This is a genomic window from Pseudomonas sp. V88_4 (genome assembly GCF_029967985.1).
Classification (GTDB): Bacteria; Pseudomonadota; Gammaproteobacteria; order Pseudomonadales; family Pseudomonadaceae; genus Aquipseudomonas; species Aquipseudomonas glycinae.
Genome location: NZ_JASCAF010000047.1, coordinates 105,145 through 122,556, shown reverse-complemented (window position 1 = coordinate 122,556; position 17,412 = coordinate 105,145). Strand labels below are relative to the sequence as shown.

Annotated in this window: 17 protein-coding genes; 7 read left to right on the top strand and 10 right to left on the bottom strand. The window is 61.9% G+C overall.

The window, feature by feature from the left end:
- Positions 1-218 precede the first annotated feature (218 nt).
- The 3 genes from QLG12_RS26095 to QLG12_RS26085 are packed head-to-tail and all read left to right on the top strand — an operon-like array spanning position 219 to position 4,254.
- On the top strand, positions 219-1,817 hold the full coding sequence (locus QLG12_RS26095; protein ID WP_282475477.1) for an ABC transporter permease: 1,599 nt from the start codon (positions 219-221) through the stop codon (positions 1,815-1,817).
- Entirely contained in the window at positions 1,814-2,629 is an 816-nt protein-coding gene (locus QLG12_RS26090; protein WP_197870203.1) for an ABC transporter ATP-binding protein, read from the top strand. The genes QLG12_RS26095 and QLG12_RS26090 overlap by 4 nt, the downstream gene beginning before the upstream one ends.
- Before the next feature lie 14 nt (positions 2,630-2,643).
- Positions 2,644-4,254, top strand: coding sequence for an arylsulfatase (locus QLG12_RS26085; RefSeq protein ID WP_197870205.1), 1,611 nt, complete (start codon positions 2,644-2,646; stop codon positions 4,252-4,254).
- A 54-nt stretch (positions 4,255-4,308) separates the two neighbouring features.
- Here the strand turns inward: QLG12_RS26085 and QLG12_RS26080 are convergent, their stop codons facing one another.
- The gene (locus QLG12_RS26080) at positions 4,309-5,382 is read right to left on the bottom strand and encodes a fatty acid desaturase (RefSeq protein ID WP_197870207.1); all 1,074 of its coding nucleotides are present in this window, start codon (positions 5,380-5,382) and stop codon (positions 4,309-4,311) included.
- A gap of 100 nt (positions 5,383-5,482) precedes the next feature.
- On the opposite strand from QLG12_RS26080, the gene QLG12_RS26075 reads away from it, so the two are divergent.
- Entirely contained in the window at positions 5,483-6,487 is a 1,005-nt protein-coding gene (locus QLG12_RS26075; RefSeq protein ID WP_282475476.1) for an AraC family transcriptional regulator, read from the top strand.
- A gap of 131 nt (positions 6,488-6,618) precedes the next feature.
- Here QLG12_RS26075 and QLG12_RS26070 read toward each other — a convergent pair whose 3' ends face one another.
- Both QLG12_RS26070 and QLG12_RS26065 read right to left on the bottom strand, forming a co-directional pair.
- Positions 6,619-8,004 (bottom strand): heavy metal sensor histidine kinase, encoded by a 1,386-nt coding sequence (locus QLG12_RS26070; RefSeq protein WP_282475475.1) that lies wholly within the window; start codon positions 8,002-8,004, stop codon positions 6,619-6,621.
- A complete protein-coding gene (locus QLG12_RS26065) occupies positions 7,994-8,674 on the bottom strand; it encodes a heavy metal response regulator transcription factor (protein ID WP_197870213.1) in 681 nt (226 codons plus the stop codon). The genes QLG12_RS26070 and QLG12_RS26065 overlap by 11 nt, the downstream gene beginning before the upstream one ends.
- Positions 8,675-8,810: 136 nt before the next feature.
- On the opposite strand from QLG12_RS26065, the gene QLG12_RS26060 reads away from it, so the two are divergent.
- Together QLG12_RS26060 and uraH are read left to right on the top strand one after the other, a co-directional pair.
- Positions 8,811-9,293 carry a heme-binding protein gene (locus QLG12_RS26060; RefSeq protein ID WP_197870215.1) on the top strand — a complete coding sequence of 161 codons (483 nt, stop codon included), beginning with the start codon at positions 8,811-8,813 and terminating at the stop codon, positions 9,291-9,293.
- A 16-nt stretch (positions 9,294-9,309) separates the two neighbouring features.
- Positions 9,310-9,720, top strand: coding sequence for a hydroxyisourate hydrolase (gene uraH / locus QLG12_RS26055; protein ID WP_197870224.1), 411 nt, complete (start codon positions 9,310-9,312; stop codon positions 9,718-9,720).
- 27 nt (positions 9,721-9,747) lie between these two features.
- Here uraH and QLG12_RS26050 read toward each other — a convergent pair whose 3' ends face one another.
- Positions 9,748-10,431 carry a Crp/Fnr family transcriptional regulator gene (locus tag QLG12_RS26050; RefSeq protein WP_197870226.1) on the bottom strand — a complete coding sequence of 228 codons (684 nt, stop codon included), beginning with the start codon at positions 10,429-10,431 and terminating at the stop codon, positions 9,748-9,750.
- Between the two features lie 85 nt (positions 10,432-10,516).
- Here QLG12_RS26050 and QLG12_RS26045 point away from each other — a divergent pair, with 85 nt between their 5' ends.
- On the top strand, positions 10,517-11,041 hold the full coding sequence (locus tag QLG12_RS26045; protein WP_282475474.1) for an Mpo1-like protein: 525 nt from the start codon (positions 10,517-10,519) through the stop codon (positions 11,039-11,041).
- Between the two features lie 123 nt (positions 11,042-11,164).
- Here the strand turns inward: QLG12_RS26045 and QLG12_RS26040 are convergent, their stop codons facing one another.
- The 6 genes from QLG12_RS26040 to dibA all read right to left on the bottom strand — a co-directional run bounded on the left by QLG12_RS26040 (position 11,165) and on the right by dibA (position 17,372).
- Positions 11,165-12,154 carry a sulfate ABC transporter ATP-binding protein gene (locus QLG12_RS26040; protein WP_064382696.1) on the bottom strand — a complete coding sequence of 330 codons (990 nt, stop codon included), beginning with the start codon at positions 12,152-12,154 and terminating at the stop codon, positions 11,165-11,167.
- 3 nt (positions 12,155-12,157) lie between these two features.
- Positions 12,158-13,030, bottom strand: a complete 873-nt coding sequence (gene cysW, locus QLG12_RS26035; protein WP_085733385.1) for a sulfate ABC transporter permease subunit CysW — start codon at positions 13,028-13,030, stop codon at positions 12,158-12,160.
- Between the two features lie 13 nt (positions 13,031-13,043).
- Positions 13,044-13,862: a sulfate ABC transporter permease subunit CysT gene (cysT, locus tag QLG12_RS26030; protein ID WP_007952818.1), complete on the bottom strand. Its 819-nt coding sequence runs from the start codon at positions 13,860-13,862 to the stop codon at positions 13,044-13,046.
- Positions 13,863-13,933: 71 nt separating this feature from the next.
- On the bottom strand, positions 13,934-14,947 hold the full coding sequence (locus QLG12_RS26025; RefSeq protein WP_007952819.1) for a sulfate ABC transporter substrate-binding protein: 1,014 nt from the start codon (positions 14,945-14,947) through the stop codon (positions 13,934-13,936).
- Between the two features lie 132 nt (positions 14,948-15,079).
- Positions 15,080-15,262 carry a sulfur starvation response protein OscA gene (gene oscA, locus QLG12_RS26020; RefSeq protein WP_007952821.1) on the bottom strand — a complete coding sequence of 61 codons (183 nt, stop codon included), beginning with the start codon at positions 15,260-15,262 and terminating at the stop codon, positions 15,080-15,082.
- Positions 15,263-15,452: 190 nt separating this feature from the next.
- Positions 15,453-17,372, bottom strand: a complete 1,920-nt coding sequence (gene dibA, locus QLG12_RS26015; RefSeq protein ID WP_197870230.1) for a phosphodiesterase DibA — start codon at positions 17,370-17,372, stop codon at positions 15,453-15,455.
- Between the last annotated feature and the right edge of the window lie 40 nt (positions 17,373-17,412).

The window sequence follows — 17,412 nt, the reverse complement described above, 5'->3', positions numbered from 1 at the left end:
TTTTATAGCTTTTCAAGCTAAGCCAGCAAAGTCGGGACATGCAGAGCCGTATGCATGGAGAGCATCGAAAATATTCTTCGAATGCATTGGATGCGCGCAGGGCTGGAGGCCTTAAATGGCGCTGCTTATCTCCAAAATGATTAATTTATAGCTCGCTTATAGCCATTGGTTTTTAGCTAATTCCGCTGACTCGATCCAACCCGACAACGGAGGTCACCATGGCCCGTGAATCTCTGCTCAGCCTGCCACTGGCCGCACCGCCGTTGAAAAGCCGGCGTACTTGGCCAAGCCTGAGCCACCGCGTTTTACCCTGGATATTACCGCTTGGACTGTTCGCCCTGTGGTGGGTGGCGGCGCGCAATCAATGGATGAGCGAACAGATCCTGCCGGCGCCATCGCTGGTGTGGAACAGCGCGATCGAGTTGTCCCAGGGCGAATTGTGGAGCCATTTGTGGATCAGCCTGCAACGGCTGTTCTGGGGTCTGCTGGCGGGCGTTACCGCCGGCGCGGTACTCGGTGCGGCGCTGGGTTTCAGCCGTTGTCTCGAACGCCTGATCTTCCCGACGTTCGCCAGCCTGGCCCAAGTGCCGACGCTGGCGTGGATTCCGCTGTTCATGGTGTTTTTCGGCATCGGCGAAACGCTGAAGCTGGTGGTACTGGTCAAGGCCATCGTGGTGCCGGTGACTCTGCACACGCTGGTCGGCGTGCGTGACGCGCAACCAAAGCTGCGCGAAGCCGCCGCCGTGTTGCGCCTGCCGCCACGCCTGTTGATTCGCCGACTGGTGCTGCCCGCCGCCCTCCCGGCGTTCATGGCTGGCGTGCGTCTGGCGCTGGCCGCTGGCTGGACCTCGTTGCTCGCCGTCGAGCTGCTGGCCTCCAGCGAAGGCATCGGTTACCTGATGGTCTGGGCGCGTCAGCTGTTCATGCTCGACATTGTCTTTGTGTGCATCGTGGTGATCGGCCTGATCGGTGTGGCGATGGATCGCAGCATCGGTCTGCTGGACAAAAAACTGGTGCACTGGCCGCACCCGGCCACGGCGGAAATTCGTCGTGGTCCACGCTATGAAGGCTGGCAACGCGTGCAGCCGTGGCTGCTGCCGCTGGCACTGTTTGCGCTGTGGCAACTGGCGGTCGATCAGCAATGGATCGATGCCAACATTCTGGTCAGCCCGTGGGTGGTGCTTGAGGCGACGAAAAACGGATTGCTCGACGGCACGTTGATCTCGGGCATGGCCCTGAGCCTGGGCCGCACCCTCGGCGGCTTGTTGATTGGCGGCGGCCTCGGCCTCGTTCTGGGCTTGTTGCTGGGTCTGTCGCGTACCAGCGAACGGGTGCTCGGCCCGACCCTCGCCGCCCTGCGCCAGATTGCGATTTTCGCCTGGGTGCCGCTGCTCACCGCGTGGTTCGGTCTGGGCGAACTCGCGAAATGGGTGTTCGTCGCCCTCGCCGCTTTCTTTCCGTTGTTTGTCGCGACCCAACGCAGCGTCGCCAACCTCTCGCCACAACTCAACGAAGCCGCGCAGGTCCTGCGACTGAGCCTCGCTCAACGGCTGCGTCGACTGGTATTGCCGGGCGCCGCGCCGGGGATTTTCGCCGGCCTGCGCCTGAGCCTGATCTACGCCTGGCTCGGCACCATCGGCGCCGAATATTTCATGCCGTCCAACGGCGGCATCGGCAGCCAGATGATCGGCGCCCAACAACTGCTGCGCATGGACCTGATCATGGCCGGGATGCTCCTGGTCGGTCTCACCGGCGCCCTGCTCAACCTCATTGGCCAACGCCTGGAAATCCGCGCCACCCGCTGGAGACACGCATGAACGCACCGATTGTCAGCTTCAACCATGTAGGCAAATCCTTTGACGTCGACGGTTTCGAACTGGAGGCGATTCGCGAATTCAACCTCGACATTGCGGAGGGCGAATTCGTCGCCATCGTCGGCTCCAGCGGCTGCGGCAAATCCACCCTGCTGCGCTTGCTGGTGGGCCTCGATACGCAATTTCGCGGGCAGATCACAGTCGATGGCAAAGCCGTCGACGGCATCGGCGGCGAGCGCGGCATCGTGTTTCAGGAACACCGTTTGTTCCCGTGGCTGACGGTGGCCGACAACATCGGCCTGGGCCTGGTCAACGAGCCGCTGGCGGCCTCCGAAAAGCAGCAGCGGGTCAACGATTTCATCGAACTGGTAGGCCTGCGCGACTTCACCCGCGCCTATCCGCACCAACTCTCCGGCGGCATGGCCCAGCGCGTGGCGATTGCTCGCGGCCTGGTGGCGAGCCCACGAATTCTGTTGCTCGACGAACCCTTCGGCGCCCTCGATGCTCTGACCCGCCAGCAGATGCAGGACGAACTGCTGGCGATTCGCGAGCGGGCAAAGATCACCACGATTCTGGTCACCCACGATGTCGAGGAAGCGATTTTCCTCGCCGACCGCGTGGTGGTGATGGAACCGCGCCCCGGCCGGATCAAACAGGTGGTGGACATCGCCCTGCCCCATCCGCGCCAGCGCAGCAGTTTCGACTTCCACCAATTGCGTGAAGAACTGCTGCACGAGCTGACCAGTGATGACCATTACCAACCGAGCGCACCGGTACAGATCCGCGATCTGCCGCTGTCGTTCATTGCCTGCTGAACAGGAGCCTGTCGATGCCGCAACGTCCCAACTTTCTGGTGATTCTGGCCGATGACCTCGGCTTCTCCGACATCGGAGCCTTCGGCGGCGAAATCGCCACGCCGAACCTCGATGCCCTGGCCAGCAATGGCCTGCGCCTGACCGATTTCCACACTGCACCAACCTGCTCGCCGACCCGCTCGATGCTGCTGACCGGCACCGATCACCACATCGCCGGCATCGGCACCATGGCCGAAGCGCTGACGCCGGAGCTGATCGGCAAACCGGGTTACGAAGGCTATCTCAACGATCGTGTCGTCGCGTTGCCGGAGTTGCTGCGCGAGGCCGGTTACCAAACCTTGATGAGCGGCAAATGGCATCTGGGCCTGACCGCCGAACTGGCGCCCCACGCCCGAGGCTTCGAGCGTTCGTTCTCGCTGCTGCCCGGCGCGGCCAACCACTACGGATTCGAACCGACCTACGACGAACACACACCCGGCCTGCTGAAATCCACCCCGGCGCTGTACATCGAGGACGACAGGTTCATCGACGAATTGCCCAAGGATTTCTATTCCTCCGACGCTTTCGGCGACAAGCTGTTGCAGTACCTCAAGGAGCGCGACCAGAGCCGGCCGTTCTTCGCCTATCTGCCGTTTTCCGCGCCGCACTGGCCGCTGCAGGCGCCCGCCGACATCGTCGAAAAATACCGTGGCCGCTACGACGCAGGGCCGGGAGTGCTGCGCCTCGAGCGTCTGGAAAAACTCAAATCGCTGGGATTGATCGAACCGGATGTCGAACCGCATCCACTGATCCAGCTGACCGCGCAATGGGACGCGCTGAGCGATGAGCAAAAACGGATTTCCGCCCGGGCGATGGAAGTTTACGCGGCGATGGTCGAGCGCATGGACTGGAACATCGGTCGCGTCGTCGATTACCTGCGCCAGCAGGGCCAGCTCGACAACACCTTCATCCTGTTCATGTCCGACAACGGTGCCGAAGGAGCGCTGCTGGAAGCCTTCCCGAAATTCGGTCCGGAACTGGTGACCTACCTGAGCCAGCACTACGACAACAGCCTCGACAACATCGGCCGCGCCAATTCCTACGTCTGGTACGGGCCGAACTGGGCGCAGGTGGCGACCGCGCCGTCGCGCCTGTTCAAGGCGTTCACCACCGAGGGCGGGATTCGCGTTCCGGCACTGTTGCACTATCCGCAGCTGCCGCTGAAGGGGCAGATCAGCCATGGTTTCGGCACGGTGATGGACATCACGCCGACCATCCTCGATCTGGCCGGCGTGCGCCATCCCGGCAAGCAATGGCACGGCAAACCGGTGGCGCCGTTACGTGGTAAGTCGTGGCTGGGCTTTTTGTCTGGCGAGACGGCGCAGGTGCATGACGAACACACCGTTACCGGTTGGGAATTGTTCGGGCGCCGGGCGATCCGGCAGGGTCAGTGGAAGGCGGTGTGGATCCCCGGGCCAGTGGGGCCGGCAACCTGGCAGCTTTACGACCTGGGGAGTGATCCGGGGGAGATTCATGACCTGGCGTCGAGTCAGCCGCAGAAGCTTGAAGCGCTGATCGAGCATTGGCAGCGGTATGTGGAGGAGACTGGGGTGATTTTGAGTGAGTCGCCGTTTCAGCCGGATTGAGGGGTGGCTGATGCAGGGCTATCGCCGGTTCGCCGGCGATAGCTTCAGATACCTTCAAGCCTGAGCCGTCTGCACTTCTTTCTGCTGGACTTCTTCCTTGCGAACAAACCTGTTCGCCCGCCCAAACGTCCCGAAATCGTTGAACCGAACCCCCATCTCCCGCATCACCTTGTGCGCCACCGGCACCGTCAACTGGCGAATGTAAAACGGCTCCTTCACCACAAAATGATGAATCCCGTGGCTGCTGCCGAAATTGAAGCAGAACGCCTGCAACGGCCACAGCCACCAAGGGTTCAACACCTGACATTGCTGCAGCACATTGCCCGGCTCCACATCCCCGTAGTAATGCATGTTCGAGCTGATGAAGTGCAGGCAAAACGTGCGCAGCACATTCGGGCCGATGATCACCACGGCGGCAATGTCGATCACCTGCATCACCGACAACGTGGTCGCCGACCATTCAATCGGCGAGCCCATCAAGTAAGCGATGCCATTGGCGGCATGAAACCCGAGAAACACATACCAGGCCCCCCAATGCACCAGCGCCAGCGGTGCGTAGACCTTCAAGGTGCGTTTGATGATGCTGAACTTGTGCGCCCAGGTCTTGGCCCGCAGCATGCGGATAAACGCCGACATCACGTTGTCGCCGACCATCAGCAACCGCGCGAACCCCCAAGGCTCGCCATTGGTGATCGCCCGCTCTTCCATGTCGGTTTCGGTGCCGGACACCTTGTGGTGATTGAGGTGCAGATGGCGGCGGATCCACGGGTTGATCGTGCTCGGCCGCGCCAGCCACACCAGGCCCATCATCAGGTTGTGCGGCACCCGCTGTTTGCGGAAATACATGCTGTGAATCAGGTCATGCTCAAGTTCGTGGGTCAGCGAAGCGAAAAACGCGTTGAGCAACAGACATGCCCACCACGCCATATGCCCAGTGATGTAGAGCGCCGCCGATCCGATCATCCCGACCAGGGCGAACGCCAGAATCCCCGCACCAAGAGCATCCTGATGCTTGAGAATCGGGTAGCGCTCGCGCAGCTCGACGCCTTTGGCCAGCACCACTTCGCGAATATGCGCTGATCGCTGGGCAGCATTGTGTCGCTGGGGACTTGCAGAAGTACGGTCCATGCTTCCATCCTCTGGTTATTGATGTTCGTATCCTGCCTCGCGCGGACTCCAAACGCGGTAGCCGAGAACGCCAACCTGTTGACCGGAAGCGCCAATCAGCATGAAGGAACCGACTTCTCTCGCCAGCTGGACCCGTGCCCTGCGCAAGCAACTCGACGCGATGGGGCTGGACAGCACTGCCCTGTGTCAGCAGGCCGGGCTCGATCCGCAATTGATGGACGACCCGAACGCCCGCTATCCGTTGTCCGCGACCACACGTCTGTGGGAAATCGCGGTACAGGTCAGCGGCGATCCGGCGATCGGCTTGCGGGTGTCGCGGTTCGTCAGCCCCACGACCTTTCACGCGCTGGGCTACGCATTGGTGGCCAGCGGCAGCCTGCGGGAAGTGTTCGAGCGGATCGTGCGTTATCACCAAGTGGTCAGCGACGCGCTCGAACTGGAGCTGACCCGCACCGAAGACCGCTATCGATTTCGCCTGAAGATCCCGGCCGACAACCCGGCGCCCGCCTTCGAAGCCATCGACGCCTTCGCCGCGATCTACGTGCGCACTTGCCGCAATCGCCTGGGCCGCGACTACGCGCCACTGGCGGTGTACCTGCGCCGCCCGGAACCGGCCGATGCGCATCAATGGCACAAGGTGTTCCGCTCGCCGGTGCACTTTTGCGCCGAAGAAGACCGGATCGAATTCGCCCTCACCGACTTTGACAGCCACCTCGACGACGCCAACCCGGAACTGGCCGAGCACAACGAAGCGGTGCTCAAACGCACCCTCGCCCAGCTCCAACCGCTGACCTGGGAGCGCAAGGTGCGCGACGCCATCGAAGAACAACTGCCCGAAGGCGAACCCAGCGCCGAACGCATCGCCCAGGCCCTGCACCTGAGCCTGCGCAGCCTGCAACGGCACCTCGCGGACGAGGGTTGTCGCTTCGACACCCTGCTGAATGAAAGCCGCGAAAACCTCGCGCTGCTGCACCTGCGGGATCCGCAATGCTCGCTGAGCGAGGTCAGTTACCTGTTGGGATTTGCCGACACCAGCAGCTTCAGCCGCGCGTTCAAACGCTGGACGGGGATGACACCGGGGCAGTTTCGCGATCAGTTGCGCTGACTGACCCGCAATTCGGGTTGGATTAACTGACCTCTTCGCGGGCAAGCCCGCTCCCACAAGGATTGGGGCGTACAAAAATCTGTATCACACCTCGATTACTGTGGGAGCGGGCTTGCCCGCGAAGAGGCCATTCAGATCGCTGCAAATCCAAGCTCAAAAACCGTACCCGTTGCATCACTGCTGACCCGCACCCGCCCCCCATGCAACTGCATGATCGACTGCACGATCGCCAACCCCAACCCACCGGAATCTCCCGGTTCCGCGCGGGACGGGTCGACGCGGTAGAAGCGGTCGAACAGTTTGCCCAGATGTTCATCCGCGATGACCGGGCCGAGGTTTTGGACTTGCAGCCAGCACATGCCTGGTTCATCGCGCCGGCACAGGCTGATGACCGAATCGGCGTCGGCATGGCGCACGGCGTTGGCCAACAGGTTGCCCAAGGCGCGTTGCAGCAGTTGCTGATCCGCCAGCAACTTTCCACTGAACGTGTTTTCCAGGCGAATTCCCCTGTCATCGGCCAAGGCTTCGAAGTAGTCGCACAACTCATCGCCGATTTCGTGCAGTTCCAGCGTGCGCAGATCGAGCGCTCGCTCGGCCTGCTCGGCGCGGGCGAGAAACATCAGGTTTTCGGCCATGCGCTTGAGCCGTTCGAACTCTTCCATGTTCGACGCCAGCACTTCCTGATACTCGGTGCTGCTGCGCGGATAGTTCAGTGCCTGGCCGTTGCTGGCGAGCAAGGTGTGCAGAGGCGTGCGGATTTCATGGGCGAGGTCGGCGGAAAACTGTGAGAGGCGCTGGAAACCGTCGTCCAGCCGCACCAGCATGCCGTTCAGCGCGTGTACCGGCTCCAGCAATTCCGCCGGCGTGCCGGCGGTGGGAACGCGTTGGTCGAGGCTGCGCAGGTCGATGCCGCGCAGCGCTTCACTCAGCTTGCGCAGAGGCCGCAAACCACGGCGCAACAGCACCAGGCCCAGCGTGAAGGCGAGCAACGCTCCGAGGCCGACGGCCAGATACAAGCGCAGGCGATAGCTGCCGAGCATCTGCTCGCGCTCGCTCAACACCTTGCCGGCGATCACGGTCAGCGCTTCACCGTTCGGGCCTTGAGCCTGACCTGACAACAGCGCCAGCTCGACACCGTCCGCCGCCTGCCAGGTCAGCACATCGCTGCGTTGCGGCGGTTGCTCTCGCGCAATGGGCTGTACGGACGGCAGTTCGCGCTGGCGAGGGTTGATCGTGATGACATTCGAGCCGTCCGCGCGTTGCACCAGCAGCAGACTGTCGAGATTGCCCAGCATGTTCTGGTACAACCGTGGCCGCGCCTGCAAGGCGTCGAGGCTGTCGCTGTCGGCGAGCAGCGCGCGCACCTGTTCAAGGCGACCGAGCAACGCCATGTCGTCGCGCCAGGCGATTTCCGAGGCCAGCGAGCGATACAGGAACACGCCGATCGCACTGAGTACCAACGCGCTGACGGCGGCGAACGCCAGGGCCAGGCGCCAGGCGATGGATCTAGTGCGCATCGTCGGGCGCTTCGAGTTGATAGCCGACCCCGCGCACGGTGTGGATCAGTTTGGGCATGTACGGATCATCGACTTTCGAACGCAGCCGGCGCACCGCGACTTCGACCATGTTGGTGTCGCTGTCGAAATTCAGGTTCCACACCTGCGAAGCGATCAGCGTGCGCGACAGCACTTCACCCTGTCGGCTGGCGAGCAGATGCAGCAGGGCGAATTCCTTGTTGGTCAGGGCGATGCGCTGGCCACCACGGCTGACCCGGCGGCGCAGCACGTCGATTTCCAGATCGGCGATGCTGTACGACTCGGCTTCGCGCATCGGCCCGCGCCGCAACAACGTGCGCACCCGCGCCAGCAACTCAGCGAAGGCGAACGGCTTGAGCAAATAGTCATCGGCCCCCAGCTCGAGGCCGCGTACGCGGTCTTCGATCGCATCCTTCGCCGTCAGGAACAGCACCGGCGTGGCGCCGCGCTGGCGGATCAGTTGCAGCAATTGCCAGCCGTTGAGGCCCGGCAGCATCACGTCGAGGATGATCAGGTCATATGCCTGCTGCTCAATAAAGTAGCGACCGTCGAGGCCATTCAGCGCCACGTCCACGGCAAAACCCGACTCACCCAGCCCTTTGGCGATGAAGTTCGCGGTTTTGGCTTCATCTTCTACGACCAGCAAACGCATGGCACACCTCGATTGATCAGAGACACAGGCTAGGCCCCTTCGGCGATATTGCCCATTACAAACTTGTAATCCGACTGACGAGGTTTCGACGGGGACCGGCGGATAAGGTGATGGCCTTCGCTTTTGGAGCCTGCCCATGTCCGTCAAATACCTGCTTGCCAGCCTCGCGATCGGCCTCAGCGGCGCGGCGCACGCCGCGCCTGAGCTGCCCCGTCACGCCGATCTCGATCTGAAAACCGCACGGCTGCTGGCCGACGCGGCGCTGGAAAACTGCACCGCCACGGTGTCGGTGCTCGACCGTGGCGGCAACCTGTTGGTGACCTTGCGCGGCGACGGTATCGGCCCGCACAACACCGCCGCCAGCCAACGCAAGGCCTACACCGCACTATCGACGAAAACCCCGACTCGATTGTTCGCCGAGCGCGCCCGCAACAGCCCGGAAACCGCCAACCTCAACACCCTCGATGAATTGCTGTTACTCGGCGGCGGCATCCCGCTGTTCGCTGCCAAGGAACTGGTCGGCGCCATGGGTGTGGCCGGTTCCGGCGGCGGCGAGCAGGACGAAAACTGCGCGATCAAAGCTGCCGAAATCGTCGGCCTGTCCATCAACCGTACTTGAACCCAGGAGCATCACCATGACCCCACTGCGCATCACTTTCGCCGCGCTCGGCCTGAGCGCTTTTTCGAGCCTGGCGCTGGCCGCCGGCAACCCGCTGAGCGTACACGTGCTCAATCTGGAAAACGGCCTGCCGTCGCCGGGCATCAACGTGACGCTGGAACGTCATGTCGGCCAGAACTGGCAGCCGCTGGCGCAGGGCACCACCAATGAACAGGGACGGATCGCCGAGCTGTTCCCGGCGAACAAACCGTTCGAGGCAGGTGAATATCGGGTGGTGTTCAAGACCGGCGAGTATTTCGAGAAGGCCAAGCACGAGACGTTTTTTCCGGAGATTCCGGTGATTTTTAAAGTGAAGCAGACGGATCAGCATTACCACATTCCGTTGCTGCTGAGCCCGTATGGCTTCTCGACCTATCGCGGTTCGTAGGCCACATACAATTCCCCTGTGGGAGCACTAAAGTGTGGCGAGCGCGCGCAATCGCGCGGCGTCGAGGATTTCGATCTCGCCATAACTCAGTCCGATAATCCCCTGCCCCTGCAACTCCTTGAGGATCTGGTTGGTGGTCTGCCGCGACAGCGACAGCATCGACGCCAGCTGTTCCTGAGGCAGTTGCAGCACCCGGCGCGGCGGGTCGAGTTCGCCGTAGCCTTCAGCGATCATCAGTAAGCGATGAGCCAGACGCGCCGGGGCCGGCAGCAGGCTCAGCTGTTCGAGATTGATGAAGGTCAGGCGCAGTTTGTGGCTCATCAACAGGGCCAGATGCCGCCAGTAGACGGGTTGCTCGTCGAGCATTTTCAGCAGCGTGGCCTGGGGAATGTTCAGCAAGGTACAAGGCCCGACCGCGTAGGCATCGTGGGTACGGGGCTGGCCGTCGAACAGGCAGATTTCGCCAAACCAGTGCGGCGCTTCCACCAGGCTCAGCAACGCTTCCTTGCCCTGCTCGCTGACCGCGCCGATGCGCACTGCGCCATCGAGCACCGCGTACAGACCACACGGCGCATCACCGCGCTGGAACAGCCGCTGCCCCGCCGCCAGCCGCCGCTCCTTTGCCGCCGCCAGCAGACTATCCTGAAAGGACGAAGGCAGATGACTGAACCATTGCCCGGTCAGCAGGCGCTCGCGCCAGACCTTATCCATGCGTTCTCCGAAAGATTGTCGCCTGCCTGACAGAGCGAGCCGTGAACCCGGGGCATGATTCGATCACCCTACAGGAGGAACAACAATGAAAAGCCTCGTCGATCATTTGAGTCAATACGCCGCTTACCACCGTGACCCGCGCAACATCGCCAGCCACTTTATCGGGATTCCGCTGATTGTGGTGGCGGTGGCCGTGCTGTTGTCGCGGCCGGAATGGTCGGTGGGTGGATTGTGGATTTCCCCGGCGGTGATTGTCGCCCTCGCTTCGGCGTGGTTTTACCTGCGCCTGGAACTGAAGCTGGGTGTTCTGATGACACTGTTGATGGGCCTGTCGGTCTGGGCCGGGCATGTTCTGGCGCAGCAGAGCACCATGGTCTGGCTCAGCAGCGGTCTGGCGATGTTCGTGATTGGCTGGGCGATCCAGTTTGTCGGGCACCACTATGAAGGGCGCAAACCGGCGTTTGTCGATGACTTGAGCGGGTTGATTGTCGGGCCGCTGTTTGTCGTGGCCGAGTTGGCGTTCATGCTCGGGATGCGCCATGAGCTGAAAGAGCAGATCGAGGCGCGGGCGGGCGTGGTGCGGGTCAATCCGAATCGCGCGACTGTCTGAACCACAGGCTGATTCGCTCGTTCCCACGCTCTGCGTGGGAATGCATTCCGTGACGCTCCGCGTCATAGTGGACGCGGAGCGTCCATAGCGGCGTTCCCACGCTGAGCGTGGGAACGAGCGAGATCAAACGTTGGCGACTTTCTGCCAGACCTTCGGTTTGAAGAACAGCGTCTCACCCTTGGCCAGCCCGGTCAGGCTGTCGTGGTCTTTCACCACTTCCGCCTCGATCAGATCAGTCTGCCCCTCAACCTTCAGCGTCACCCGCGTGGTCGCGCCCAGCGGCCGGATATCGCGGACTTCAGCGGCGTGGTGATCCTCCAGCTCATGCCGCGACAGCGACACTTCGTGCGGGCGGAACAGCACGTGGTTGTCATCGCCCAGATGCAGGCGGTTCGAATCGCCGAGGAAGTGATAGACGAAATCGCTGGCCGGATTTTCGTAGACGTCGCCCGGTGAGCCGATCTGCTCGATCACACCCTTGTTCATCACCACGATGCGGTCGGCCACTTCCATCGCCTCTTCCTGGTCGTGGGTCACGAACACCGAGGTCAGGTTGATGTCTTCGTGCAGGCGCGCCAGCCAGCGGCGCAGCTCCTTACGCACCTTGGCGTCGAGGGCGCCGAACGGCTCGTCGAGCAGCAGCACTTTCGGCTCCACGGCCAGGGCGCGGGCCAGGGCGATCCGCTGACGCTGGCCGCCGGACAGTTGTTCCGGATAACGATCCGACAGCCAGTCCAGTTGCACCATGTTCAGCAGCTCGTGAACCTTGGTCGCGATCTGGCTTTCAGTCGGGCGCTGGTTTTTCGGCTTCATGCGCAGGCCGAACGCGACGTTGTCGAACACCGTCATGTGGCGGAACAGCGCGTAGTGCTGGAACACGAAACCGACGTTGCGATCCCGCACGTCGTGGCCGGACACGTCTTCACCGTGGAACACGATGTTGCCGTTATCCGGGGTTTCCAGACCGGCAATGATCCGTAGCAGGGTGGTCTTGCCACAGCCGGACGGGCCGAGCAATGCCACCAGTTCACCGCTGTGGATGTCCAGGCTGATGTTGTCCAGCGCCTTGAACGCATTGAAATTCTTGCTGACGTTACGCACTTCGATCGACATGAATTATTCCTCCGCGGCGCTGGCGCGCAGGCGGTTGATACGGTTTTCGCTCCACTGCTTGAGCAGCAGGATGAAGAGCGCCAGGATCAGCAACAGGCTCGCCACGGCGAACGCGGCCACGTGGTTGTATTCGTTGTAGAGGATCTCGACGTGCAGCGGCAAGGTGTTGGTCACCCCGCGAATGTGCCCGGAGACCACCGACACCGCACCGAACTCACCCATCGCCCGCGCGGTACACAGCACCACGCCATAGATCAGGCCCCATTTGATGTTGGGGACGGTCACGTGCCAGAACATCTGCCAGCCGTTGGCGCCGAGCAGGCGCGCGGCTTCCTCTTCCTGAGTGCCTTGTTCCTGCATCAGCGGGATCAGCTCACGGGCCACGAATGGCACGGTGACGAAGATCGTCGCCAGCACGATGCCCGGCAGGGCGAAGACGATCTGGATGTCGTGATCCTGCAGCCACGGCCCGAACAGGCCCTGGGCACCGAACATCAACACGTAGACCAGACCAGCGATCACCGGCGACACCGAGAACGGCAGGTCGATCAGCGTCACCAGCATACTCTTGCCGCGGAACGAGTATTTGCTCACGCACCACGCGGCGCTGACACCGAACACCAGGTTCAGCGGCACCGAAATCAGCACCGCAATCACGGTGAGTTTCAGGGCCGACAAGGCATCCGGTTCAAAGATCGCGGTGAAGAACGCGCCGAGGCCGTTCTTCAAACCCTGCGACACCACGATGAACAGCGGCAGCAGCAGAAACAGAAAGAAAATCAGCCAGCCGAGGCCGATCAGGACTCTGCGCGAAGTCGCGCTGCCACGGCGGGCGGCGTTGGCCGAGGACGCGGCCGCAATAGACGATTGGGACATGGTTCGCGCCTCCTTATGGGGTTTCGATGCGCCGCTGCAGCAGGTTGATCAGCAGCAACAGGACGAAGGAAACCACCAGCATCAACACGCCGATGGAGGTAGCGCCGGTGTAATCGTACTGGTCGAGCTTGACCATGATCAGCAGCGGCAGGATCTCGGTTTTCATCGGCATGTTGCCGGCGATGAAAATCACCGAACCGTACTCGCCAACGCCCCGGGCAAACGCCAGGGCAAAACCGGTCAGCCAGGCCGGCAACAGCGCCGGCAACAGAATGTGACGGAACACCTGCAACGGTTTGGCACCCAGGCACGCCGCCGCTTCTTCGACTTCACGCGGGATGTCGGCCAGCACCGGCTGCACCGTGCGCACCACGAACGGCAACGTCACGAAAGTCAGCGCCAAGGTAATCCCGAGCGGGGTGTAGGCGATCTTGAAACCGAGGTCGGCGGCGAACTGCCCGACCAGCCCGGTCGGCGTGTACAGCGCCGTCAGCGCAATACCGGCCACCGCGGTCGGCAGGGCGAACGGCAGATCGATCATCGCGTCGATCACCTTGCGCCCCGGGAACGTGTAGCGCACCAGCACCCAGGCCAGCAGCGTGCCGATGATGCCGTTGATGATCGCGGCGCACAGCGCGGTGCCGAAGCTCAGCTTCAGTGCGGCGAGAACGCGGGGCGCGGAGATGATCGTCCAGAACTGATCCCAGGTGAGTTGGGCGGCGTGGACGAACATCGCCGCCAGCGGGATGAGCACAATCAGGCTGAGGTACACCAAGGTGTAGCCCAGCGTCAGCCCGAAGCCGGGTATGACGGGGGAGATACGACGCGACATAAAAGTCCTTGGTTTGAGAACGCACAAAGCCCCGATGGTTAAATCGGGGCTCGTTTATGACCTATTTCAGATTACTGCGCCTGATAGATCTGGTCGAACACGCCACCGTCGTTGAAGAATTTCGGCTGTGCGGTTTTCCAGCCGCCGAAGTCCTTGTCGATGGTCACCAGTTCCAGTTTCGGGAACTGCTGGGCGTACTTGGCGGCCACGTCCTTGTCACGCGGACGGTAGAAGTTCTTCGCCGCGATTTCCTGGCCGGCCGGGCTGTACAGGTGCTTGAGGTAGGCTTCGGCGATCTGCTCGTTGCCCTTCTTCTCGGCGTTCTTGTCGACCACCGCCACCGGTGGTTCGGCGAGGATCGACAGCGAAGGCACGACGATGTCGAACTTGTCCTTGCCGCCGTCTTCTTTCAGCGCCAGAAACGCTTCGTTTTCCCAGGCCAGCAACACGTCGCCCTGACCGTTGTTGACGAAGGTGATGGTCGAGCCACGGGCGCCGGTGTCCAGAACCGGAACATGCTTGAACAGGGTCTGTACGTATTCCTTGGCTTTGGCTTCGTTGCCGCCGTTGGCTTTCAGGCCGTAGGCCCACGCCGCGAGGAAGTTCCAGCGCGCACCGCCGGAGGTTTTCGGGTTCGGGGTGATGACCGAAACGTCGTTCTTGACCAGGTCGCCCCAGTCCTTGATGCCTTTCGGGTTGCCCTTGCGCACCAGGAACACGATGGTCGAAGTGTACGGAGTGCTGGCTTCCGGCAGACGTTTCTGCCAGTCGGCCGGCAGGGTCTTGCCGAGCTTGGCGATTTCATCGATGTCGCCGGCCAGGGCCAGGGTCACGACGTCGGCGCGCAGACCGTCGATCACCGCACGGCCCTGCTTGCCCGAACCGCCGTGGGATTGCTGGATTTTCACGGTGTCGCCGGCGTGCTCCGACTGCCAGTACTTCACGAATTCGGCGTTGTAATCCTGATACAGCTCGCGCGTCGGGTCATACGACACGTTGAGCAGTTCGTAATCCTTGGCAACCGCGGAACCGGCAAACACAGCGCTGGCCAGGGCGGCCAAAGCGTAACGGCGAATCGACGACATGGTGAAAGCTCCTGGAATTCTGGGTGGTGGCTTTTTCTTATGGATTGCTGGAATCGGGTTGCTCATTCATTGACCGCAGCCTGTGGCAGCTTCTGCCAACAGCTCCCCGCAGGAGCTGCCGCAGACTACGAATCAGGCCGGTTTGTTGCCCGGTTGCTGCAAGCGGAATTTCTCTTTGCGTTCGATCTGGACCACCTGGGCGTTATGCACAGTGATTTCCACCGCGCCGAACCGCAGGTCGCGCAAGGCGCTCTGGATTTCGCGCAGGATGGTGCTTTCGTCCTGACCGTCAACGCTACGCAGGGATGCGCTCATGGTGCTGCTCCTTTGTATGGGATATGCCTGGCAGTGGGCGGTACTGCGTTCGGCGTGGGAGCAATATAAGAGAGGCGCGGATATTCTTAAAAAGACTATTTAAGAATGTTTATATAACTGGAAAACATTATGTGATGCAGCAAGGGTTTGCGGCGGATTGGCTAGTCGGCAAACCCGCCTTAGGCCGCCCTCAACCGATCAAGGGCGCCCAATTCCAGTCGATTTGTGCTTCCGGGACCGGCCGCCCAAACCAGTAGCCTTGCCCCAGATCACAGCCCTGGCCCAGCAGGAACGCCGCCTGTTCCACCTGCTCGATGCCCTCGGCATGCACCTGCATGCCCATGCTGCGCGCCAGGGCGATGATCACCCGGACGATCGCCGCATCGTCCTCGTCCCACGGCAGGCCGGCGACGAAACCCTGATCGATCTTGAGCTTCTGCACCGGCAGGCGTTTGAGCCGCAGCAGCGACGAATACCCGGTACCGAAGTCATCGATGGCCAGACGTATCCCCAGCTCGCGCAGACGATGCATTTGTTCCAGCGCGACTTCCGGATCGTCCATCACCGCGCTTTCGGTGACCTCCAGTTCCAGATAGGCCGGATCCAGGCCGGTCTCGTGCAGCACCTGCGCCACCTGCTGATACAACTCGCGGCGAGCGAATAACCGCGAGGACACGTTGACCGCGACAAACGACAGAACCACCCCGGCCTGCTGCCATTGGCACATCTGCCGACAGGCCTGCTGCATGACCCAGGCGTCGATTTCCGAGATCAGCCCGGTGCGCTCGGCAATCGGGATGAACTCCGCCGGCGAAACCAGGCCTCGCTGCGGATGCTCCCAGCGCACTAGCGCCTCGACGCCGATCAGGCGACTGGTTTGCAGGTCGTGCACCGGTTGGTAGTAGACCCGCAGTTCCTGCTGCTCCAGTGCGCGGCGCAACTCGAAGGCGATCTCGACCCGTTGCTGGGCGTGGGCCGTGAGTTCTTCGGTGTACAGCGCGTAACCGTTGCGGCCACTGCTCTTGGCCTTGAACAGCGCCGCATCGGCGTTGCGCAACAGTTGTTCGGCGCTCAGCGCATCGCTGGGAAACAAGCTGATGCCGAGGCTGGCGTTGATGAACAGTTCATGGCCGTCGAGGCAGAACGGCTCTTTAAGCGCATCGAGAATGCGCTGAGCCAATGCTGCCGCCTGCGCCGGCTGTGGACAACTTTCCAGCAAGACCGCGAACTCGTCGCCGCCCAGCCGCGCCAGGGTGATGCCCGGCCCGAACAACGCCTGCAAACGCGCAGCGACCGCCTTGAGCAAACGGTCACCGATAGTGTGGCCAAGGCTGTCGTTGATCAGTTTGAAATGGTCCAGATCGATCATCAGCAGCGCGCAACCGCGCTTGTGGGTCTGCGCCGATGCCAGCGCCTGTTCGGCGCGGTCGCTGAACAGCAGGCGGTTGGGCAGGTCGGTCAGCGGATCGTGGTGGGCCAGGTGCTTGAGTTCGTGCTCGGAATCCTTGATCGCGCTGATGTCGGAAAACACCGCGACGTAATGGCTGAGCCGGTTGTCATCGTCACGAATGACCCGGATCGTCTGCCATTGCGGGTAGATTTCACCACTCTTGCGCCGGTTCCAGATCTCGCCGCTCCATTCGTCCCGCGCCTGTAAAGAAGCGAACATCGCCTGATAGAACCCCGGCGGGTGGTGCCCGGACTTGAACAGGCTGGGCTGCTGACCCATCACTTCTTCACGCTGATAACCGGTGATTTCCATGAATGCGCGATTGACGTGCACGATCAGCCCCTGCAAGTCCGTGACCAGCACGCCTTCGCGGGTGCAATCGAATACCGCAGCGGCCTGACGGAGGCGTTCGCGATCCGCCTGGCGCTCACGCAAGCGGGCACCGATCCCCAGGCATTCGAACAGCCGCGCCCGGGCGAGGAAGATCAACCCGGCGCTGAGCGCTACGAACAGGTAGCCGTTGATCAGTTGCCAGCGCAGCAACTCGTCAGAGCTATCGAAGAAACTGTTCAATAAATAACCAGTGCCTTGCAGCCAGACCACGGCAAGGACCAGGTAAAGCAGCGCTGCACGCAAGGCATCGCGATAAGTGGCAGACATTCGGTCATCCATGTCCCTACAAAAATGTCGGGATTATAGG